The organism is Knoellia locipacati (assembly GCF_007992835.1).
Classification (GTDB): Bacteria; Actinomycetota; Actinomycetes; order Actinomycetales; family Dermatophilaceae; genus Knoellia; species Knoellia locipacati.
Genome location: NZ_BKBA01000009.1, coordinates 44,845 through 65,246, shown reverse-complemented (window position 1 = coordinate 65,246; position 20,402 = coordinate 44,845). Strand labels below are relative to the sequence as shown.

21 protein-coding genes are annotated in these 20,402 nt (G+C 71.9%); 3 read left to right on the top strand and 18 right to left on the bottom strand.

All coding sequences use genetic code 11. From position 1 onward, the window contains the following. Window positions 1-173 precede the first annotated feature (173 nt). Both KLO01_RS11870 and KLO01_RS11865 read left to right on the top strand, forming a co-directional pair. The gene (locus KLO01_RS11870; RefSeq protein WP_147065401.1) at window positions 174-1,556 is read left to right on the top strand and encodes a coiled-coil domain-containing protein; all 1,383 of its coding nucleotides are present in this window, start codon (window positions 174-176) and stop codon (window positions 1,554-1,556) included. After that, complete coding sequence (locus tag KLO01_RS11865; protein WP_147065399.1) at window positions 1,553-2,779, top strand: DivIVA domain-containing protein; 1,227 nt, start codon at window positions 1,553-1,555, stop codon at window positions 2,777-2,779. The genes KLO01_RS11870 and KLO01_RS11865 overlap by 4 nt, the downstream gene beginning before the upstream one ends. 160 nt (window positions 2,780-2,939) lie before the next feature. Here KLO01_RS11865 and KLO01_RS11860 read toward each other — a convergent pair whose 3' ends face one another. The 12 genes from KLO01_RS11860 to pyrR all read right to left on the bottom strand — a co-directional run bounded on the left by KLO01_RS11860 (window position 2,940) and on the right by pyrR (window position 15,750). Continuing rightward, the gene (locus KLO01_RS11860; protein ID WP_147065398.1) at window positions 2,940-4,247 is read right to left on the bottom strand and encodes a bifunctional phosphopantothenoylcysteine decarboxylase/phosphopantothenate synthase; all 1,308 of its coding nucleotides are present in this window, start codon (window positions 4,245-4,247) and stop codon (window positions 2,940-2,942) included. Window positions 4,248-4,254: 7 nt separating this feature from the next. Beyond that, window positions 4,255-4,518, bottom strand: coding sequence for a DNA-directed RNA polymerase subunit omega (gene rpoZ, locus KLO01_RS11855; RefSeq protein ID WP_147065396.1), 264 nt, complete (start codon window positions 4,516-4,518; stop codon window positions 4,255-4,257). 4 nt (window positions 4,519-4,522) lie between these two features. Next, complete coding sequence (gene gmk / locus KLO01_RS11850) at window positions 4,523-5,101, bottom strand: guanylate kinase (RefSeq protein ID WP_147065394.1); 579 nt, start codon at window positions 5,099-5,101, stop codon at window positions 4,523-4,525. Continuing rightward, on the bottom strand, window positions 5,098-5,415 hold the full coding sequence (mihF, locus tag KLO01_RS11845) for an integration host factor, actinobacterial type (RefSeq protein WP_147065392.1): 318 nt from the start codon (window positions 5,413-5,415) through the stop codon (window positions 5,098-5,100). The genes gmk and mihF overlap by 4 nt, the downstream gene beginning before the upstream one ends. Before the next feature lie 133 nt (window positions 5,416-5,548). Further along, window positions 5,549-6,406: an orotidine-5'-phosphate decarboxylase gene (gene pyrF / locus KLO01_RS11840; RefSeq protein ID WP_147065390.1), complete on the bottom strand. Its 858-nt coding sequence runs from the start codon at window positions 6,404-6,406 to the stop codon at window positions 5,549-5,551. Continuing rightward, the gene (locus KLO01_RS11835) at window positions 6,403-7,365 is read right to left on the bottom strand and encodes a dihydroorotate dehydrogenase (RefSeq protein ID WP_147065388.1); all 963 of its coding nucleotides are present in this window, start codon (window positions 7,363-7,365) and stop codon (window positions 6,403-6,405) included. The genes pyrF and KLO01_RS11835 overlap by 4 nt, the downstream gene beginning before the upstream one ends. Then, window positions 7,365-8,294, bottom strand: coding sequence for a dihydroorotate dehydrogenase electron transfer subunit (locus KLO01_RS11830; protein ID WP_246136178.1), 930 nt, complete (start codon window positions 8,292-8,294; stop codon window positions 7,365-7,367). Before KLO01_RS11830 ends, KLO01_RS11835 begins: the two co-directional genes overlap by 1 nt. After that, window positions 8,291-11,608 carry a carbamoyl-phosphate synthase large subunit gene (gene carB, locus KLO01_RS11825; RefSeq protein WP_147065386.1) on the bottom strand — a complete coding sequence of 1,106 codons (3,318 nt, stop codon included), beginning with the start codon at window positions 11,606-11,608 and terminating at the stop codon, window positions 8,291-8,293. Before carB ends, KLO01_RS11830 begins: the two co-directional genes overlap by 4 nt. Continuing rightward, entirely contained in the window at window positions 11,608-12,846 is a 1,239-nt protein-coding gene (gene carA / locus KLO01_RS11820; RefSeq protein ID WP_147065384.1) for a glutamine-hydrolyzing carbamoyl-phosphate synthase small subunit, read from the bottom strand. The genes carB and carA overlap by 1 nt, the downstream gene beginning before the upstream one ends. Beyond that, window positions 12,843-14,135 carry a dihydroorotase gene (locus tag KLO01_RS11815; RefSeq protein WP_147065382.1) on the bottom strand — a complete coding sequence of 431 codons (1,293 nt, stop codon included), beginning with the start codon at window positions 14,133-14,135 and terminating at the stop codon, window positions 12,843-12,845. The genes carA and KLO01_RS11815 overlap by 4 nt, the downstream gene beginning before the upstream one ends. Continuing rightward, window positions 14,132-15,121 (bottom strand): aspartate carbamoyltransferase catalytic subunit, encoded by a 990-nt coding sequence (locus tag KLO01_RS11810; RefSeq protein ID WP_147066060.1) that lies wholly within the window; start codon window positions 15,119-15,121, stop codon window positions 14,132-14,134. Before KLO01_RS11810 ends, KLO01_RS11815 begins: the two co-directional genes overlap by 4 nt. A gap of 32 nt (window positions 15,122-15,153) precedes the next feature. Next, window positions 15,154-15,750, bottom strand: coding sequence for a bifunctional pyr operon transcriptional regulator/uracil phosphoribosyltransferase PyrR (gene pyrR, locus KLO01_RS11805; protein WP_147065381.1), 597 nt, complete (start codon window positions 15,748-15,750; stop codon window positions 15,154-15,156). A gap of 207 nt (window positions 15,751-15,957) precedes the next feature. Between pyrR and KLO01_RS11800 the strand changes: the two genes are divergently transcribed. Then, on the top strand, window positions 15,958-16,140 hold the full coding sequence (locus KLO01_RS11800) for a hypothetical protein (protein WP_147065379.1): 183 nt from the start codon (window positions 15,958-15,960) through the stop codon (window positions 16,138-16,140). Here the strand turns inward: KLO01_RS11800 and KLO01_RS11795 are convergent. From KLO01_RS11795 to KLO01_RS11770, 6 genes are all read right to left on the bottom strand, one after another. After that, the gene (locus KLO01_RS11795) at window positions 16,121-16,900 is read right to left on the bottom strand and encodes a methyltransferase domain-containing protein (protein WP_147065377.1); all 780 of its coding nucleotides are present in this window, start codon (window positions 16,898-16,900) and stop codon (window positions 16,121-16,123) included. The genes KLO01_RS11800 and KLO01_RS11795 overlap by 20 nt on opposite strands. Continuing rightward, window positions 16,897-17,481, bottom strand: coding sequence for a dihydrofolate reductase family protein (locus KLO01_RS11790; RefSeq protein ID WP_147065375.1), 585 nt, complete (start codon window positions 17,479-17,481; stop codon window positions 16,897-16,899). The genes KLO01_RS11795 and KLO01_RS11790 overlap by 4 nt, the downstream gene beginning before the upstream one ends. A 162-nt stretch (window positions 17,482-17,643) precedes the next feature. Then, complete coding sequence (gene nusB / locus KLO01_RS11785; protein WP_147065373.1) at window positions 17,644-18,054, bottom strand: transcription antitermination factor NusB; 411 nt, start codon at window positions 18,052-18,054, stop codon at window positions 17,644-17,646. Between the two features lie 18 nt (window positions 18,055-18,072). Beyond that, the gene (gene efp / locus KLO01_RS11780) at window positions 18,073-18,633 is read right to left on the bottom strand and encodes an elongation factor P (RefSeq protein WP_147065371.1); all 561 of its coding nucleotides are present in this window, start codon (window positions 18,631-18,633) and stop codon (window positions 18,073-18,075) included. A 196-nt stretch (window positions 18,634-18,829) separates the two neighbouring features. After that, window positions 18,830-19,420, bottom strand: coding sequence for an NYN domain-containing protein (locus KLO01_RS11775; protein WP_147065369.1), 591 nt, complete (start codon window positions 19,418-19,420; stop codon window positions 18,830-18,832). Between the two features lie 39 nt (window positions 19,421-19,459). Continuing rightward, window positions 19,460-20,320 (bottom strand): intradiol ring-cleavage dioxygenase, encoded by an 861-nt coding sequence (locus tag KLO01_RS11770; RefSeq protein WP_147065367.1) that lies wholly within the window; start codon window positions 20,318-20,320, stop codon window positions 19,460-19,462. Between the last annotated feature and the right edge of the window lie 82 nt (window positions 20,321-20,402).

The window sequence follows — 20,402 nt, the reverse complement described above, 5'->3', positions numbered from 1 at the left end:
GCTCTCTTTCGTACGGGATCAGGTCAGGTCATCCGCGCCGACGGCGGCGGGTGGTCAAATCTAACCCCTCCGGAACCCCGGCGACGGTGTCTCCCGTCACTTGGGCAGCGATCCTCACGCGGGAGCGTCCTCCGGACCGGCGGCGTTCGCCGAGGTGGTGCATGATGTGCGGCGTGAACGACCCCCTCGACCTGTTGGCGCGGGCCCAGCGCCTCGCCGAAGAGGTTCGCGCCGACTCGCTGCGCGAGGTCGCCGAGGCGCGCCGTGACGCCGCCCAGGTGAGGGCCCGCACCGCGGACGCGCTGTCCGAGCTCGAGGGCGTGACGTCCTCGCTCGACCGCGCCCGTGCCGACGCGCAGGCGGTGCTCGACGCCGCCCGTGACGAGGCCGACGCGCTCCTCGCCGATGCCACCGACCAGGCCTCCCTCGTGCGGGCCCGGTCGTCCAAGGCCGCCGACGAGGCACTGTCCGTGGCCGAGGAGGACGCAGCCGCCCTCGTGGCCGCCGCCGAGCGGCGCGCCGAGGCGGTCGTCGCCACCGCCGAGGAGAACGCGCGCGTCCACGTCGAGCGCGCGAGTGCCGAGATCGCGCTCGCGCGTGAGGAGTGGGCCGCCGAGCGGGCCGCTGCGGAGCAGGAGGTGGTGGGGCTGCGGGCGCGCGCTGAGGAGGACTCGGCGCGGCTTCGCGAGGAGGCGGAGTCGTATGCCGTCGCGCACCGTTCCGAGGCCGAGCGCGCCGCCGAGGTCGTGCGGGTCGACGCCGACCGGCTGGCGGTCCACGCCGGCCAGGAGCGGGAGTCCGTGCTCGCCGGTGCCCGCGCCGAGGCGGCCGAGCACCTCGAGCGCACCCGCGCCGAGGCCGACGAGCTCATCCGTTCCGCCGAAGCCCACCTCGCCTGGGCCCAGGCCACCGTCCGCGACATCGTCGGCACGGCCGAGCGCGAGACGATGGCGCAGCGCCGCGACCAGCACCGCGCGCTGTCGGAGCGGGCGCGCCAGCAACGTGACCGGGTCGCCGCGCTCGCCGGCAGCGCCGCGGCCAGGGCTGCCGACCTCACCTCCGAGGCGGAGGCCGAGTCCGTGAACCTGCGAGCCCAGGCCACGTCGGTGCTCGAGGAGGCGCGGGCCGACGCGGCACGCACCCTCGAGGACGCGCGGCGCGAGGCCCAGCAGCTGACCCGGACCGCCGCGGAGCGGGCCGAGGAGGCCGAAGCGCGGGCCGATCGGAGGCTGGCCGAGGCCGAACGCGGCGCCCAGCTCGTGCGCCGCAGCGCCGCCGACGATGTCGAGCGGTTCCAGCGCGAGGCGCACGAGCAGCATCGCGCCGCCCGCGCCGAGGTCCTGCGCATCACCTCCGAGGCCCAGACGCGCTCGGACGCCATCCGCGCCGAGGCCGAGGCGAGCGTCGAGCGCGCCCGCGCGGAGGTCGCCGCCCTCGCGCTGCGCCGCGACGCCATCACCGCCCAGCTGGCCGACCTCAGCGGCGTCATCGACGCCCTCGCCGTCGGCGAACCGAACCTGTCCCCGCCCCCCACCCCGCACCAGGAGCAGTCATGAGCACGCCCCAGTTCCCGACGATCTTCCGTGGCTACGACCCCACGGAGGTCGACCGCCACCTGGCCACCATCGCGAACACCGTCGACTCGGCCCGCCAGGAGGTCGCCCAGGTCACCGTGGAGCTCACCAAGGTCACCCAGGACAACGCCGCGCTCGCCGAGAGCCTCGCCCAGCAGAAGGCGCTCGTCGCCGAGCTCGAGGCCCGCAGCGCACAGTCCTCCTCCCCCACGTTCGCCAACCTCGGTGAGCGGATCGGCTCCATGCTCACGCTCGCCGACGAGGAGGCCGCCTCCATCCGGGAGTCCGCGACCGCCGACGCCGAGGAGCACCGTCGTCTCGTCGAGGAGTCCGCGGCCTCGGTGCGCACCGAGGCCGACCGCTACGCCGAGGAGGTGCGCCAGCGCGCCGACGTCGCCGCGGCCGAGACCCTCGGCACCGCCAAGCTCGAGGCCTCGTCGCTGCTCGACGACGCGGGGCGCGAGGCCTCGGCCCGCCGCGAGGAGGCCGAGGCGTACTTCGAGGGGCAGCGTGCCCGCGCCGCGGCCGCCGCCGCCGACTTCGAGAGCACCCTCCAGGAGCGCAGGGGCCGCGCGGCCCAGGAGTTCATGACCGCCGAGAGCAGCCACGAGGCCCGGATCGCCGAGCTCGAGGAGCGGGCCGACGCGCTCGCCCGGGAGACCGAGGAGAAGCGCAGGGCGCACGAGGCCGAGGCCGTCTCCATCCTCGACCAGGCCAAGGCCGAGGCCTCCGCCGTGGTGACGACGGCCAAGGAGCACGCAGAGCGGATCAGGCGGGACTCCGAGCGCGAGCTCGCCGCCGCCACCGCCCGCCGCGACAGCATCACCGCCCAGCTGAGCAACGTCCGCAACATGCTCGCCACCCTCGGTGGCGCCTCGGCGCCGGGTCAGGCCGGCTTCGGCGAGTCCGCCGCGGCGTCGGAGCGCGTGACCGGCGATGCGCCCGGGTCGGACGACGCCCCGGCCGTTGCCGAGGTCGAGCAGGTCGCCGCCGCGCCGGAGACGGACGCCGCTGCTGACGAGGCGCAGCTTCAGGGCGACGACGCACGGGCCGAAGACGTCGCACAGTCCGAGCAGGGCGCACAGGCCGAGGACGAGGTCCAGCCCAAGGACGACGTACAGGTCGTGGGCGAGGCGCAGGAGGCCGAGCTCGCCGCGGCCGGGAACGCCAAGCCCGCCAAGCAGGGCAAGGGCGCCAGGAAGTAACCCGCGCCGGTCCGGTCCCGTCCACAGGGGTGCTGCCGGCCCGGACCACCACGTGACCAACTCACCAATTCCTCCCCTCCGTCACCACCGATTGCGTGACAGAGGGGAGGAATTGGTGAGTTGCGCACCGGAGCCGGGGGGTCAGGGACCCGGGGCGGGCTCAGAGCAGGGTGGTGACGACGTCCCAGACCGCGTCGGAGACGGCGGCCTTGCTCGCCGGTCCGACCTCGGTGCTCTCGTCGCTGCCGCGGCGCAGGATGGTGACGGTGTTGTCGTCGGCGCCGAACGTCTTGTGCTCGCCCACCTCGTTGACGACGAGCACGTCGCAGCCCTTGCGCTCGAGCTTGGCGCGGCCGTGGTCGAGGACGGACCCGGACTCGTCGCCGGTCTCGGCGGCGAACCCGACGATGACCGGGCTGCTCGCCGCCCCGCGGCTCGTCACGAGCTCGGCGAGGATGTCGGGGTTGCGCACGAGCGTGATGCTCGGGGCGGACTCGTCCGCGGACCCGTCGGCGCCGGTGTCGTGCGACTTCTTGATCTTGGTGCCGACGTAGGTCGACGGGCGGAAGTCGGCGACGGCGGCGGCCATGACGACGACGTCGGCCTCGGCGGTCGCGGCGACGACGGCGTCACGGAGCTGGAGCGCGGTCTCGATGGTCACGACGTCGACGCCGGCCAGGTCGGCGGGGGTGGACGTCACGAGCGTGACCTGGGCGCCACGGGCGGCAGCGGCAGCCGCGAGGGCGAGCCCCTGCTTGCCCGAGCTGCGGTTGCCGAGGAACCTCACGGGGTCGATCGGCTCACGGGTGCCCCCGGCGCTGACGACGACGCGACGGCCGGTGAGGTCGCCTCGACGCCCCCCTCCCGCAACGTCTGCGGTTGTGGCGCCTCTAGCCGCCGCATCCGCAGACGCAAAGGCGGTGGAGGTGCGGGCGGCAGCGGAGCGGGCGAGCTCACGCTCGCACACGGCATACAGGTCCTCGGGCTCGGGAAGCCTGCCGGGACCGGTGTCCTTGCCGGTGAGCCGACCGCTCGCGGGCGGGACGACGTGGACACCGCGCTCGGTGAGCGTGCTGACGTTGGCCTGCGTGGCCGGGTGGTCCCACATCTCGGTGTGCATTGCGGGTGCCAGGACGACGGGGCACCGGGCGGTGAGGAGTACGTTGGTGAGCAGGTCGTCGGCCTGCCCGGTCGCCGCCTTGGCCAGCAGGTCGGCGGTGGCCGGGGCGACGACGACGAGGTCGGCCCCCTGGCCGAGCCGCACGTGGGGCACCTCGTGGACGTCGGTCCAGACGTCGGTGCTCACCGGCTTGCCCGACAGGGCGGCCCAAGTGGGAGCACCGACGAATTTCAGCGCCGCGGCCGTCGGCACGACCGTGACGTCGTGACCCGCCTCGGAGAGGAGGCGCAGCAGCGAACAGGCCTTGTATGCCGCGATGCCGCCCGCCACACCGAGGACGACGCGCACGGTGGGCTCAGTCCTCGATCTTCTCTGCGGTGAGCATGTTGCCGTTGATCTCGCGCAGGGCGATGCTCAGCGGCTTCTCGTGGACCTCGGAGTCGACGAGGGGGCCGACGTGCTCGAGGAGGCCCTCCTGCAGCTGCGCGTAGTAGGCGTTGATCTGGCGCGCGCGCTTGGCCGAGTAGAGGACGAGGGAGTACTTGGAGTCGGCGTGCGTGAGGAGCTCGTCGATCGGCGGGTTGGTGATGCCGATGGGGTTGGCCTTGGTGCCTGACACGGAATCAGTCTCGTTTCGTCGGGGTGGGGGTTCGCATCAATGATACGAGTTCGTCGGCGGCCCGCCGAACGTCGTCGTTGACGATGGTGACGTCGAACTCCTCGGCGGCGGCCAGCTCGGCCCGAGCGGTGGTGAGCCGGACCTCGCGCTCCTCCTCGGTCTCGGTGCCACGACCGACGAGCCGGCGGACGAGCTCGTCCCAGCTCGGCGGGGCGAGGAAGACGAAGAGTGCGTCCGGCATGGTCTCGCGCACCTGGCGCGCTCCCTGCAGGTCGATCTCGAGCAGGGCGGGACGACCCTCCGCCAGAGCGGCCTCGACCGGACCGCGCGGCGTGCCGTACTGGGCGCGGCCGTGGACCGTGGCGAACTCGAGGAGCTCGTCGTGGTCGACCATGCGGCCGAACTCCTCGTTGCTCACGAAGTGGTAGTGCACCCCGTCGACCTCGGTGGGGCGGGGCTTGCGCGTCGTCGCGGAGACCGACAGCCAGACGTCGGGGTGGTGCTCACGCACGTGGGCGGCGACGGTCCCCTTGCCCACGGCGGTGGGCCCGGCGAGCACGGTGAGCCTGGAGCGTGCGCTCACGCCTTGGAGAAGCGGGTGAGGAGCGCGGAGATCTGGTTCTGGCCCAGCCCGCGGACGCGACGGCTCTCGCTGATGCCGATCTCCTCCATGAGGGCCTTGGCCTTGACGCGACCGACGCCGGGCATCGACTCGAGCAGCGCTGACACGCGCATCTTGCCGATCACGTCGTTCGACTTCCCTTCGGAGATGACCTCGCCGAGGTCACCCTGTGCGTACTTGAGGCGGTTCTTGACGGACGCCCGTTCGCGGCGAGCCTCAGCTGCCTTCTCCAGCGCGGCAGAGCGTTGCTCCGGTGTCAGCGGCGGGAGTGCCATGACGGATGTCCTCCAAGTGGTGACGACGCTGCTTCTCAACGCCTTCGAGCGATTTAACCACGGACGCGATGCGCGGGCCCGACCGGTGATTCGTGGTTGACCCGCTCGGCCTGCGTGCCCTGCCGAATACGGGTCACGACAGCAGTGACGCCATGGCCTCGTTGGTCCGGCCCGCGCGGTCCCGCAGGGCGGTGACGCCCGGGCCGGCGGCGAGCACCTCGCGGCTGCTCGCCGGCAGCACGTTGCCCAGGGCGTCTCCGAAGACGCGACGGAGGTCTTCGGCCGTGCCGCCCTGCGCCCCCACGCCGGGCGCGAGCAGCGGCCCGTTGACCGAGGCCAGGTCGAGACCCAGGTCCTGGACCGCCGAGCCGACGGTGGCGCCGACGACGAGCCCGGTGCTGCCGAGGTCGCCGGCGGTGGCCGCCGTGGCGTTCTCGTCGGCCGCACCCTGCACGATCGACCCGGCGACGCTCGACTGCGTCCCGCGCGCGTGCTGCACCGAGGCGCCCTCGGGGTTGGAGGTCAGCGCGAGGACGAAGAGCCCGCGCCCGTTGGCGGCGGCGGTGTCGAGCGCGGGTCGCAGCGACTCGAACCCGAGGTAGGGACTGGCCGTGAGGGCGTCGACGGGCGAGACGGCCGACTCGCCGAGGTAGGCCTCGGCATAGGCCGCCATCGTCGAGCCGATGTCGCCACGCTTGGCGTCGAGCAGGACGAGCGTGCCCGAGGAGCGCAGGTCGCGGATCGCGTCTTCGAGCACGGCGATCCCCGGCGACCCGAAGACCTCGAAGAAGGCCGACTGGGGCTTGACGATCGCGACATGGCCGGCGAACGCCTCGACGCACGCCCGCGTGAAGGCCCGGAGGCCGTCGAGGTCGTAGGTCAGCCCCCAGGACTCCACGAGGGCGCGGTGCGGGTCGATACCGGCGCACAGCGGACCGTGCTGGGCGGTGGCGGCGCGCAGCCGCTGCCCGAACGTCGGGGTCGTGCTCACGGGATCACCATCCTGTCGTGCGCGACGCCGACGAGCTCGGTGATGCGGGCGACGCCGTGGGACTCGGCGAGCGCCTCGAGCTCGGTGAGGACGCGCTGCGGTGCGGTCGGGTCGTTGAAGGTCGCGGTGCCCACCTGGATGCCGGTGGCGCCCGCGGCGATGAGCTCGAGGGCGTCGCGCCCGGTGCGCACTCCCCCGACGCCGATGAGCGGCACCGTCTGGAAGCGGCCGTCCCGCATGGCCGCCGTGACCTGCCAGAGCGCCCGGACGGCGACCGGGCGGATCGAGGGGCCGGACAGCCCACCGGTGATGCCACCGAGGTGCGGTCGCAAACGGTCGGTGTCGATGACCATCCCGAGGAGGGTGTTGATCATCGTGAGGCCGGTGGCTCCGGACTTCACCGCGGCGTCGGCGATCGAGACGATGTCGGTGACGTCGGGCGTGAGCTTGGCGAACATCGGCACGTCGCGCGGCAGCTGCTCGCGCACGAGCGCGATGACCTTGCCCGAGGCCAGCGGGTCGCAGGCGAAGACCAGCCCGCGGTTGGCGACGTTGGGGCACGAGATGTTGACCTCGACGCCGACGACGCAGTCGAACGCGTCGCTGTCGACGAGCACCTTCGCCACGTCGGCGAACTCCCCCGCGGTGTTGCCGGCGATGGAGACGAGCACCCGGGCGCCGACCGACTTGAGCCACGGCAGGTCGTTCTCGACGAACGCGTGGATGCCGGGGCCCTGGAGCCCGATCGAGTTGAGCATCCCGGAGGCCGTCTCGGCCATGCGCGGCGTGCCCCGACCCGAGCGCGGGTCCATCATCACCGTCTTGGTGACGAACGCCCCGAGGTGCGAGACGTCGAAGAAGCGGTGGAGCTCACGACCGTTCGCGGCGCAGCCGGAGGCCGTCATCACCGGGTTGGGCAGGGTGCGTCCGGTGAACGTCACGGACATGTCGACCGCCATCAGTGACCTCCCACCCTCGGCGCACCGACCGTGTCCTCGGGGACCCCGCAGACACCGTCGTGGAAGGCCTCCCACCGGATGCGGTCGCCACGGAAGACCGGGCCCTCGACACAGGAGCGCACCATCTTGGTCACCCCGGCCTTGTCGCGCACCGGCATGACACAGGTCATGCAGACCCCGACACCGCAGGCCATCGACTCCTCGACGGCGACCTGCGCGACGGCGCCGTGATCGGCGGCGACCCGGGTCACCGACTGGAGCATCCCCATCGGACCGCAGGCGTAGGCCACCGGAGCACCCGTGCGCCGGAACACCTCGGGCAGGACGTCGCTGACCCAGCCCTTGTGGCCGGCCGAGCCGTCGTCGGTCGTCACCGTGACGCCGTCGGCCGCACGTCGGGCCTCGACGACGCCGAAGAGCCGGTCCTCGGAGGCGGCGCCGAGCACCATCTCGACGCTGCAGCCCCGCTCGCGCAGGACGTCGGCGAGCCAGAACAGCGGCGCCGAGCCGTAGCCACCACCCACGAGGACGGTCGCGACCGGCTCGGTCGGCAGCGGGAACGGCCGGCCCAGCGGCGCGACGACGTCGACGGTGTCGTGCGCACGCAGGGCGGTGAGCCACTCGGTGCCCGGACCCTTGGCGGCGATGACGAGGTCGAGCGTGCCGCCGTAGGTGCCGGACGGGCTGACCTTGTGGATCGAGAAGGACCGGCGCAGCAGGTTGCCCGTCGTCGGGCCGCCGACGGCGAGCGCGGCGAACTGCCCGGGACGAGCGAGCTCCGCCACGCCGGGGGCGACGATCGTCAGGTGGTGGTAGGCGCCGACGCGGCGGGTCGCGATGACCTCACCGCTCACCTGCACGACACCGCTGCCGGGGCGAGCGGCGCGCTCGGGACGGGCGGCAGCACCCTCGGGACGCGCAGCGCTCATCGGCCGGCCACCTGCATGAGGTCGAGGTTGCGGGCATGCTCCTGGAGCGAGGTCACCGTGAGGTCGCCGCGCCGCAGCGCCTCGATGGCCTGCACGGCGGCCGCGAACTCCTGCACCGTGGTGATGAGCGGGACGTCGGCGGTGTTGGCGGCCGCGCGGATGGCGTAGCCGTCGGCGCGGGCGCTCTGGCCGGTCGGGGTGTTGATGACCATGGCGATCTCGCCGTCGAGGATGAGCTGGCCGATCGTGCGGGCGTCACTGGCCTGCGCGTCACCCTCGCGCTCGGTGATCTTGCGGATGACCTCGGCGGGGATCCCGTTGCGGCGCAGCACGTCCGCCGTCCCGGAGGTCGCGACGACGGTGAAGCCGAGGTCGACGAGCCGGTTGACCGGGAAGAGCATGGCGCGCTTGTCGCGGTTCGCGACCGAGACGAACACCGTGCCGCTGTCGGGCAGCCCTCCGTATGCCGCGAGCTGGCTCTTGCCGAAGGCTCGCCCGAACGTGGAGTCGATGCCCATGACCTCACCGGTGGAGCGCATCTCCGGTCCGAGGAGCGAGTCGACCATCGTCCCGTCGGCGGTGCGGAAGCGCGAGAACGGCAGGACGGCCTCCTTGACCGAGATCGGCGCGTGCGGCGGCAGCGTGCCACCGTCGCCGGTGGGCGGCAGCACGCCCTCCTCGCGCAGCTGGGCGATCGAGGCGCCGAGCATGATGCGGCTCGCGGCGTTGGCCAGCGCCACCCCGGTCGCCTTGGCGACGAAGGGCACGGTGCGCGAGGCTCGTGGGTTGGCCTCGAGGACGTAGAGGATGTCCTGCGCGAGCGCGAACTGGACGTTCATGAGCCCCACGACGCCGATGCCCTCGGCGAGCCTGCGGGCCGACTCGCGGACGAGCTCGATCTCGGCGTTGCCGAGGGTGGCCGGCGGCAGGGCGCAGGCCGAGTCGCCGGAGTGGATGCCCGCCTCCTCGATGTGCTCCATGACGCCGCCGAGGTACATCTCGGTGCCGTCGTAGAGCACGTCGACGTCGATCTCGATCGCGTCGTCGAGGAAGCGGTCCACGAGGACCGGGTGCTCGGGCGAGGCCGTCGTGGCCCGCTCGACGTAGGTCACGAGCGTCTCGTCGTCGTAGACGATCTCCATGCCGCGCCCGCCGAGGACGTAGGAGGGGCGCACGAGGACGGGGTAGCCGATCCCCTTCGCGACCTCGACCGCCTCTGCGGCGCTGTATGCCGTCCCGTGCTGGGGCGCGGGCAGCTTCGCCTCCGCGAGGACGCGGCCGAAGGCGCCGCGGTCCTCGGCGAGGTCGATGGCCTCGGGCGAGGTGCCGACGATCGGCACGCCCTCCGCCTTGAGCGCGCGGGCGAGGCCGAGCGGCGTCTGCCCGCCGAGCTGGACGATGACACCGGCGATCGGGCCCGCCTGCTTCTCGGCGTGGTAGACCTCGAGCACGTCCTCGAGCGTGAGCGGCTCGAAGTAGAGCCGGCTCGACGTGTCGTAGTCGGTCGAGACCGTCTCGGGGTTGCAGTTGACCATGACCGTGTCGTAGCCGGCGTCACGCAGCGCGAAGCTCGCGTGCACGCACGAGTAGTCGAACTCGACGCCCTGGCCGATACGGTTGGGCCCCGAGCCGAGGATGAGGACGGCCTCGCGCTCGCGCGGCGCCACCTCGCTCTCCTCGTCGTACGAGCTGTAGTGGTACGGCGTCTGCGCGGCGAACTCGGCCGCGCAGGTGTCCACGGTCTTGAAGACCGGACGCACCCCGAGGGCGTGACGGACACCGCGGACCACGGCCTCCGGCATACGACGGATCTCGCTGAGCTGCGCGTCGCTGAACCCGTGGCGCTTGGCCAGGCGCAGCAGGTCGGGCGTGAGCTCGGGCGACTCCCCCACCTCGCGGGCGATGTCGTTGATGAGCTCGATCTGGTCGAGGAACCACGGGTCGATGCCGGTCGCAGCGTGCGTCTCCTCGACGGTGGCCCCGCCGCGCATGGCCTGCTGGACGGTGACGATGCGGCCGTCGGTCGGACGCGCGGCGACGCCGAGCAGCTCGAGCGCCTCGTCGCGGGTCGGGGTCTCGCCGCGCCAGTGGAACGAGGAGCCCTTCTGCTCGGTCGAGCGAAGCGCCTTCTGCATCGCCTCGGTGAAGTTGCGGCCGATCGACATGGCCTCGCCGACCGACTTCATCGTCGTCGTGAGGGTGTCGTCGGCGGCCGGGAACTTCTCGAACGCAAAGCGCGGCACCTTGACGACGACGTAGTCGAGACTCGGCTCGAAGCTCGCCGGGGTCTCGCGGGTGATGTCGTTGGGGACCTCGTCGAGGGTGTAGCCGATCGCCATCTTGGCGGCGATCTTGGCGATCGGGAAGCCGGTGGCCTTGGATGCGAGCGCCGAGCTGCGCGAGACGCGCGGGTTCATCTCGATGACGATGATCCGGCCGTCGCGCGGGTTGACCGCGAACTGGATGTTGCAGCCGCCGGTGTCGACGCCGACCTCGCGGATGACGGCGATGCCGATGTCGCGCAGCCGCTGGTACTCGCGGTCGGTGAGGGTGAGGGCCGGCGCGACGGTGATCGAGTCACCGGTGTGGACGCCCATCGGGTCGAGGTTCTCGATCGAGCAGACGACGACGACGTTGTCGCGGTGGTCGCGCATGACCTCGAGCTCGTACTCCTTCCAGCCCTTGATCGACTCCTCGAGGAGGACCTCGGTGGTCGGGCTGGCCTGGAGGCCGGCGCCGGCCATGCGGCGCAGCTGGGCCTCGTCGTCGGCGAAACCGGAGCCCAGCCCCCCCATGGTGAACGAGGGACGGACGACGAGGGGGTAGCCGAGCTCGTCGGCGGCGGCGAGCACCTCGTCCATCGTGTGCGCGATGACCGAGCGTGCGCTCTCGGCGCCGCAGCGCTCGACGACGCCCTTGAAGAGCTGGCGGTCCTCACCGAGCTGGATGGCCTCGACGTTGGCGCCGATGAGCGGGCAGCCGTACTTCTCGAGGACGCCCGCCTCGTGCAGCGCGATGGCGCAGTTGAGCGCCGTCTGGCCACCGAGGGTCGCGAGCACCGCGTCGGGGCGCTCCTTGTCGATGATCTTCTCGACGACCTCGGGGGTGATCGGCTCGATGTAGGTCGCGTCGGCGAACTCGGGGTCGGTCATGATCGTCGCCGGGTTGGAGTTGACGAGGATGACGCGCACGCCCTCCTCGCGCAGCACCCGGCAGGCCTGGGTGCCGGAGTAGTCGAACTCGCAGGCCTGGCCGATGACGATCGGGCCGGACCCGATGACGAGGACGCTCGTGATGTCGTCGCGCTTCGGCACTACGCTCCTACCTTCCGGTTGACTGTTCCCTCTGTCGCGCTCGTCGGCGCTCCGGGCCTCGCTCGTTCCTCGCTCGTGTCCTCGCGCTGTCCTCGCCGCTCCGTGAGGAGGTCGATGAAGCGGTCGAACAGGTATGCCGCGTCGTGCGGTCCCGCTGCCGCCTCCGGGTGGTACTGGACCGAGAAGGCGGTGAGGTCGCCCGCGGCAGAGCGGAGCTCGAGTCCCTCGACGACGTCGTCGTTGAGGCAGACGTGCGAGACGCGGGCGGTGCCGAAGTCCGTGTCGGTGTCGGCGTCGAGCGGTGCGTCGACGGCGAAGCCGTGGTTGTGGGCGGTCACCTCGACCTTGCCGGTCGTGCGGTCCATGACCGGCTGGTTGACGCCGCGGTGGCCGTACTTGAGCTTGTAGGTGCCGAAGCCGAGCGCGCGTCCGAGCAGCTGGTTGCCGAAGCAGATGCCGAAGAACGGGATCGACGCACTCAGCACCTCGCGGAGCACACCGACCTCGTGGTCGGCCGTCGACGGGTCACCGGGGCCGTTGCTGAAGAAGACGCCGTCGGGCTGGACGGCGCGGATGTCGTCGGCGGTCGCGCTGGCGGGCAGGACGTGCACCTCGATGCCGCGCTCGGCCATCTGGTGGGGCGTCATCGACTTGATGCCGAGGTCGACCGCGGCCACCGTGAACCGCCTCTCCCCCACCGCCTCGACGACGTAGGTCGCGTCGGTGCTCACCTCCTGGGCCAGGGCCGAGCCCTCCATGAGGGGCGCGGAGGTGACGCGCTCGAGGAGCTGGTCGGACGGCATACGGGCGTCGTCGCCCGAGAAGATGCCCACCCGCATCGCGCCGCGTTCGCGCAGGTGCCGGGTCAGGGCGCGGGTGTCGATGTCGCAGATGCCCACGACGCCCTGTGCGTCGAGCTCGTCCTCGAGCGTGCGGCGCGAGCGCCAGCTCGAGGGGCGCAGCGACGGGTCGCGGACGACGAAGCCGGAGACCCAGATGCGGGAGGACTCGTCGTCCTCGTCGTTCCACCCGGTGTTGCCGACGTGCGGCGAGGTCATGACGACGACCTGGCGGTGGTAGCTCGGGTCGGTGAGCGTCTCCTGGTAGCCGGTCATCGCGGTGCAGAACACCGCCTCGCCGACGGCCTCGCCGCGGTGCCCGTAGGCCTGGCCGGTGAAGGTGCGGCCGTCCTCGAGGACGAGCACGGCGGGCTCGCGGGTGTGCAGTGCGCTGCTCATGAGGCTCCCTGGAGCGAGGCCGTGACGCGGCCGCGCAGGATCGTCGAGTGGACGGCACCGGTGAAGCTCATGCCGTGCCACGGATTGTTGCGGGACAGGGACTTCGACGCTGCGGCGTCCACGGTCTGGCTCGCCTCGGTGTCGACGAGGACGAGGGTGGCGGGCGCGCCCGCCTCGATCGCGCTGCCGTGCCCGGACAGCCCGGCGATGCGGGCCGGCGCGGTCGACATGCGGTCGGCGAGCGTCGCGAGGTCGAGGCGGCCGCCGCGGACCATCGTGTCGTGGACCACGGCGAACGCCGTCTCGAGACCGAGCATCCCGAAGGCGGCGTCGACGAACGCGTGCTCCTTGTCGTGCCGCGCGTGCGGTGCGTGGTCGGTGGCGACGGCGTCGATCGTGCCGTCGGCCAGGGCCGCCCGCAGCGCCTCGACGTCCTCGCTGGGACGCAGGGGCGGGTTGACCTTGAACGTCGGGTCGTAGCCGCTGAGCAGGTCCTGGGTGAGCAGGAGGTGGTGGGGCGTGACCTCGGCGGTGAGGTCGATGCCCTGCGCCTTGGCCCACCGCACGACCTCGACCCCCTCGGCGGTCGTCACGTGCGCGACGTGGACGCGGGAGCCGGTGTGGCGGGCGAGCTGGGCGTCGCGGGCGATGATGCTCGACTCCGCGACCGAGGGCCACCCGGGCAGGCCGAGGCGGCCGCTCAGCTCACCCTCGTGGCAGCAGGCGCTCGGGCCGGCGAGGTCGGGGTCCTGGCTGTGCTGGCTCACGACGCCGCCGAAGGCGCGGACGTACTCGAGGGCCCGTCGCATGACCCGGGCGTCGGAGACGCACCGGCCGTCGTCGGAGAAGACACGGACCCGGGCGCGCGAGCGGTGCATGAGGACGAGCTCGGCGAGCTCCTCACCGGCGAGACCCTTGGTGACCGCGCCGATGGGCTGGACGTCGACGAGCCCGGCCTCGTGACCGAGGTCGAGGACGCGCTCGGCCGCCTCGGCGGTGTCGGTCACCGGGCTGGTGTTGGCCATGGCGAGCACGGCGGTGTAGCCACCGGCCGCCGCCGCAGCCGCGCCCGTGGCGATCGTCTCGGCGTCCTCGCGGCCAGGCTCGCGCAGGTGCGTGTGGAGGTCGACGAAGCCGGGCAGCAGGGCCAGCCCGTCGGCCTCGAGCCGCTCGACGTCGCCGGGCGCGTCGAGGCCGGTGCCGACCTCGACGATCGTGCCCTCGCGGACGAGGACGTCCTTGGCCTCGCCCCCGAGGAGTCGTGCCCCCGTGATGAGCAGGTCGCTCATGCCGCACTCCCCTCTGTCGTGGTGCCCACCGTGGGCGTGTCCTCGCCCGCAAGCAGGTGGTAGAGAACGCTCATCCGCACTGCCACGCCGGCGCTCACCTGGTCGAGGACGAGGCTCTGGGCGGCGTCCGCCGCGTCGGCGCTGATCTCGAGGCCGCGGTTCATGGGTCCGGGGTGGCAGATGACGATCTCGGGGTTCCTCTCGACGAGGTCGGCCAGACGGGGCCGCGTGAGCCCGTAGCCGACGGTGTACTCACGGGCGGTGGAGAAGTAGCCACCACTCATCCGCTCCTTCTGCACGCGCAGCATCATGAGCGCGTCGACGGCCTTGCCCTCGCGACCCTGGAGTACGCCGTCGAGGTCGTGGCTCAGCGCGAAGCCGTCGCGCTCCGCCCACGCGCCGATGCCGCTCGGCATGAGCGTCGGCGGCGCGACGAGCGTCACGTGGGCACCGAGCCGCTGCAGCGAGATGAGGTTGGACCGCACGACGCGCGAGTGGGCGAGGTCGCCGACGATGGCGACGTGGCGCCCCTCGAGCGACCCGAGCCGCCGCTCCATCGTGTAGGCGTCGAGCAGGGCCTGGGTCGGGTGCTCGTGCGTGCCGTCGCCGGCGTTGATGACGTGGGCGTCGACCCAGCCGGCGACCTGGTGGCAGGCCCCGGAAGCGCCGTGCCGGATGACGAACGCGTCGACCCCCATGGCGTCGATGGTCCGGACGGTGTCGCGTAGCGACTCGCCCTTGGACGTCGCCGAGCCCTTGCCGGTGATGTTGATCGTGTCCGCGCTCATCCACTTGCCGGCGATCTCGAACGAGCTCCGGGTGCGGGTGGAGTCCTCGAAGAAGAGGTTGATGATCGTCCGGCCGCGCAGGGTCGGGATCTTCTTGACCTCGCGCTTCTGGACGTCGTGCATCTGGGCCGCGGTGTCGAGGACGGTGCGGATCGCGCCGGCGTCGAGGTCGGCCATCGACAGGAGGTGGCGCGGCATCCGCGTCTGCGTCGTCGAGGAGGTCGTCGCACTCATCGGGCACCCCCGGTGATCGTCACGCTGTCGGCCTCGTCGAAGTCGGCGAGGCGGACCCGGACCTTCTCGGTCTGGGCGGTGGGGAGGTTCTTGCCCACGTGGTCGGCGCGGATCGGGAGCTCGCGGTGGCCACGGTCGACGAGGACCGCGAGGCGCACGGCGGCGGGTCGCCCATGGTCGGCGAGGGCGTCGAGGGCGGCGCGCACCGTGCGGCCGCTGTAGAGGACGTCGTCGACGAGGACGACCGTCCTGCCGTCGACACCGGAGTCCGGGATCTGCGTCGGCATCGGCGCACGGGTGGGCTGGCGGCGCAGGTCGTCGCGGTACATCGTGATGTCGAGGCTCCCGACGGGGATCTCGCTGCCCTCGAACTCAGTGATGATCGCCGCGAGACGGCGCGCGAGCGGGACGCCGCGGGAGGGGATCCCGAGGAGCACGAGACCGTCGGAGCCCTTGTTGGCCTCGAGGATCTCGTGGGCGATGCGACGCAGCGCCCGGGAGATGTCGGCCGCTCCGAGGACCGTCCTCCCGTCGTCGGTCGCGGGGTCGGTCTCGCTCGAGGAGCGGGTGGGCACAGGTGCGTCAGGACACATGAGTGTCGAGACCTCCTTCCCTGCCTCACTGGACAGGTCGTTAAAGGATGTCGGTCGGTCGCGATCACTGTAGCGAGTGCCCCTCCCGCTCCCCAACCCGGCTCCCCGGTGCGTCCACCGATCGGGAACACATAACTCAGTGCTATGCCTGACCCAACGTCATGTGATGTACTTGCCGGACGCCACTCGCCCGCCGAAGGAGGCACCGTGCACCCGCAGACGCTCACGACACCCGACACCGCGGACACCTGTGCCGCCTCCGCCACGCGGGCCCCGCTCTTCCCGCCGCCGGATGCCGACGTCGAGGCCTACCGGGCCTGGCTCGCGCGGGCCGCGTGGCCCGAGGTCGTCTTCGGCGCCCGGCTGCCGGTCACGTCCGCCGCGCGGTGAGCTGCCAGAACGCCCCCACCCCGCGGTAGGGGTCGCGTCGGCAGAGCTCGCGCTCGAGCCCGAGGAGCTCCTCGAAGTAGGTGGGGTCGTGCTTGGCATCGTCGTCGGCGACGAGGTCGTTGGCCACCCGGCCACCCAGCCACGACTCCTCGACGAGACCGACGGCGGCGAGCCCCGCCGCGACGTCCTCGTGCGAGAGCTTGCGTGACTCGTGCTCGAAGGTGTGGCTGCGCTGCGTCACCCGGCCGAGCTCGGCACGCGCGGCCGCCGGACCCTGCCGGGTCAGCGTCCGCAGCACTGCACCGGCGTCGTTGGGGCAGACGAGCGAGACGACGCCGCCCGACCTCGTGACCCCGGCCAGGGTCGCGAGGTCGGCAGCGAGGGCGCCCTCCGGGCGGTACTGCAGGACGAAGTGGCAGACCACGACGTCGTATGCCGTCTCGCCCACCTCCGCGAGCTCGTCCAGTCCCGCGGTGGTCCAGCGGACCCGGTCGGCGACACCGAGACGCTCGGCTTCGGCCCGGCCGCGGTCGAGGAAGCCCTCGGCAGGGTCGGCCACGGTGAGCGCGTGTCCGCGGACGGCATACGGGAGGGTCTCGAAGCCGTCGGCGCCGCCGACGTCGAGGATCCGCAGCGGCTGGTCGCCCAGCGAGGCGACGGCCTCGTCGAGAGCGTCAGCGACGAGGGCGAAGCGGATCCGGCCCCACGGCGAGGACTTCCACGCCTCCCACGCGTCGAGGTGCTCGTCGGCCCGGCTCATCGCACCCGGTCGAGTGTGACCACGCGGACACCGCCGGCGAGGTCGACCTGGTCCACCTGCTCGAACCGGGCATGGGCGAACTCCCCCGCGAACAGCGGGATCCCGGCTCCGATGACGGAGGGGTTGACCTTGAGCACGAGCCGGTCGACCTCGGGCAGCAGGGCGTGGGCGAGGGTGCCGCCACCCACGAGCCAGATGTCCTTGCCGTCCTTGGCCTTGAGCTCGCGCACCCGCTCGACCGGGTCGCCGGTGACGACCTCGACCGGCACGTCGTCCCGGCCGGCGAGGGTGGTCGACACGACGAGGTGGCGCAGGTGCGGGTAGGCGTCGGCGAGACCCGCGGCGAGCCCCAGCTCATAGGAGCCGCGCCCCTCGATCACGGTGTCGAAGTGCGTCCCCTCCCCGGAAATGCCCATGGCGTCCCGGGCCGGACCGGGCAGGGTCTCGGGGTACTCGGCGACGATGAACTCGACGAGATCCGGTGTCACCGGGAAGAACTCGGAGGCGCTGGGGTCACCGCCGTCCGGCCCGGCGATGAAGCCGTCGAGGGTCGTGGCGACGTAGTAGACGAGTCTGCGCATGACCCCAGATCCTCTCAGGGGTGGTGTGCGCAGCCGGATCCGGGTTGTCGGGGCAATCCTGCGTCGTCGGGGCCGGGAGGGTGCGGCTGTCGGGGCCGTCCTGCGTCGTCGGGGCCTCAGGTGCACCCGACAGCGCAAGGTGCCCCCGACAGCCGTAGCGCGTCAGGCCAGGGTCGGCTTGACCTCGGCGAGGCGGGCGAGCAGACCGTTGACGAACTTCGGGCTGTCGTCGGTCGAGAGCTCGGTCGCGAGCGAGACCGCTTCGCTGATCGCCACGCCCTCGGGGACCTCCGAGAAGAGGACCTCGAACGCGCCGATGCGCAGGATCGCCCGGTCGACGGCGGGCATGCGCTCGAGCGACCAACCCTGCGAGTACGTCGTGAGCAGGTCGTTGATCTCGTTCCAGTGGTCGACGACGCCGGAGACGAGGTCGGCCGTGAACTCGTTGAGCGGGACCTCGGTCACCGGGGCCGCGAGACGCTCCTTGAGGAGCTCACCGGCGTTGAGCTGACGCTGCTCGGCCTCGAAGAGGATGTCGATCGCGCGCCGACGTGACTTGGTGCGGGCTGCCATGGAGGGAGCAGCCGCCGATCAGTTGACGCGGCCGAGGTAGGACCCGTCGCGGGTGTCCACCTTGACCTTGTCGCCGGTGTTGAGGAACAGCGGCACGCCGATCTCGGCGCCGGTCTCGAGGGTCGCCGGCTTGGTGCCACCGGTGGAGCGGTCGCCCTGCAGGCCCGGCTCGGTGTACTGGATCTCGAGGACGACCGAGGCGGGGAGCTCGATGAAGAGCACGTTGCCGTCGTGGCGGGCCACGATCGCGTCCTGGTTCTCGAGCATGAACTTGGCGGCGTCGCCGACGATCGCGGGCGTCACGGCGATCTGGTCGAACGTGTCACCGTCCATGAAGACGTAGTCGGTGCCGTCGTTGTAGAGGTACTGCATCGTGCGCTTGTCGACGTTGGCCGTCTCGACCTTGGTCCCGGCGTTGAAGGTCTTGTCGACGACCTTGCCCGAGAGGACGTGCTTGAGCTTGGTCCGCACGAAGGCCGGGCCCTTGCCGGGCTTGACGTGCTGGAACTCCACGACGGACCAGAGCTGGCCTTCGAGGTTGAGGACGAGGCCATTCTTGAGGTCGTTCGTCGATGCCACGTGTCAGTCGCTTCCATTGAGTGTCGGGAGATCGCCCGGAAGTCTATCCGTCGGACGGCCACGCCCCGAATCCGTGCAGATGCGGCCCTCCACCAGCTGCTCGACCCGACTTCGTGTCGCTCGACCCGAGGTGGCACCTCGGGTCGAGCCCAGCTTTATCGGGTGACCCGATAATGCTGGGTGGCCCAGGCGGGGCTCAGAGGAACTGTGCCGGGTCGAACTCGTCGATCGGGATGACCCGGATGCGCGGCAGCGCGGACGTGAACGCCTTGACGTCGTACTCGAGGTCGAAGCTCTCGAGCCCCTGCGCCTCGAGGGCGGTGAACCCGCTGTTGCGGAACTCGCGGAAGGCCATGAGGCCGACCCGACGGTCGTCGTCCTCGAGGAGCGCCTCGACCTCCTCGAGGAAGTCGCCGTCGTGGCTGACGAGCATGACGTCGGCGTCGCGGTCCTTGATGGCCCGCAGCGTGCGCTGGATGGCGACGTCGACGACCTTGACGTCCGCGTCGCCGGACAGCGGCACCGGCTGGAAGCCCAAGGCGTTGAGCGCCTGGATGAACGACATCGGCATCGTCGTCGACGCGTTGAGGAAGAACAGGCCACGGACGTCCTGCGACCACGCCTCCTTGGCGAAGGCGATGAGGCGGTCCCACCGGGGGCGCTCGTCGGGCTGCGGCCGCCGGCCGAGGATCGAGGTGCCGAGGGTGGCGTCGATGTTCTCGCCGTCGACGAGGAGGTACGTCATGACCTCGGAGTCGTCGCTCTCGGTGGTCTGCGGGGCTGCCATGGTCCGGAGTCTAGGTGCACGCGACCGGCCCGCGTCCGGTCAGACCCCGATCGTCAGGTTGGCGACGAAGCCGCTCGTCGCGTCACCCGTCACCGTCGCGAGCTGGTGGATGCCCCCGTCGTCGCCGAAGACCATGTCGGACGTCAGCGAGGTCTGCGACAGGTTGCGCACGCTCTGCTCGTAGCCGGCGGTCGCGTAGACGGTCCTGCACGCCGCTTCCGGGAGGGCGAGCTGCGACGTCTTGACGATCTGCCCGCTGCTCGTCGCCTCGGCCGTGGACCGGTAGACCTCGAAGTGGATGTGCGGCCACCGACCGGAGTATGCCGCCGGGAAGATCGTCGTGAACGTCGCCGTCCCGTCGCCGTTGGTCGGCTGCACCCCGCGCAGGTAGTTCTCGTTCTCGACGCCCTGCGAGTACATCGAGTAGTTGCCGTCCCGGTCGCAGTGCCAGAGGTACACCGCGACACCCGACATCGCGGCATACCCGTTCGCGCTGTCGGTCACGGTGAGGTTCACGGTGAGCGGGACCCCCTCCGCCTTCGTCGTCGACGTGCCGAACGAGCTCGTGATGTCGGAGCGGACGATCCCCGAGTCGTCGAGGACGTTGACGCCGTTGCTCCCGTCGCCCGGGTAGGGGCCCCCGGTCTCGTCGGGCACCTCGGTGCCCACCGTCGACGCGCCCGCGCTCGAGGACGTGCTGGCCGACGCACTCGCCGTGGCGGAGGCGGACGGCGTCGAGGTCGACCCGGTCGTGGCGGTGGCGCAGCCCGCGAGGGCGAGCAGGCCGGCGCCGCCGAAGAGGCCGAGCGCGCGGCGGCGGTCGAGGAGCGTGGCGACGTCGAACTCGAGGCCGCGGTCGTGGTCCGGGTGGGGCTGCTGGGGGGTCTGTCGTTCGCTCATGCCGGGAACTCTGCCGCCGTCGCCCAGTACGTGCCCATGCACCGGCTGTGCGGCTGCTGTGAACGCCTTCCCCGACGCACGC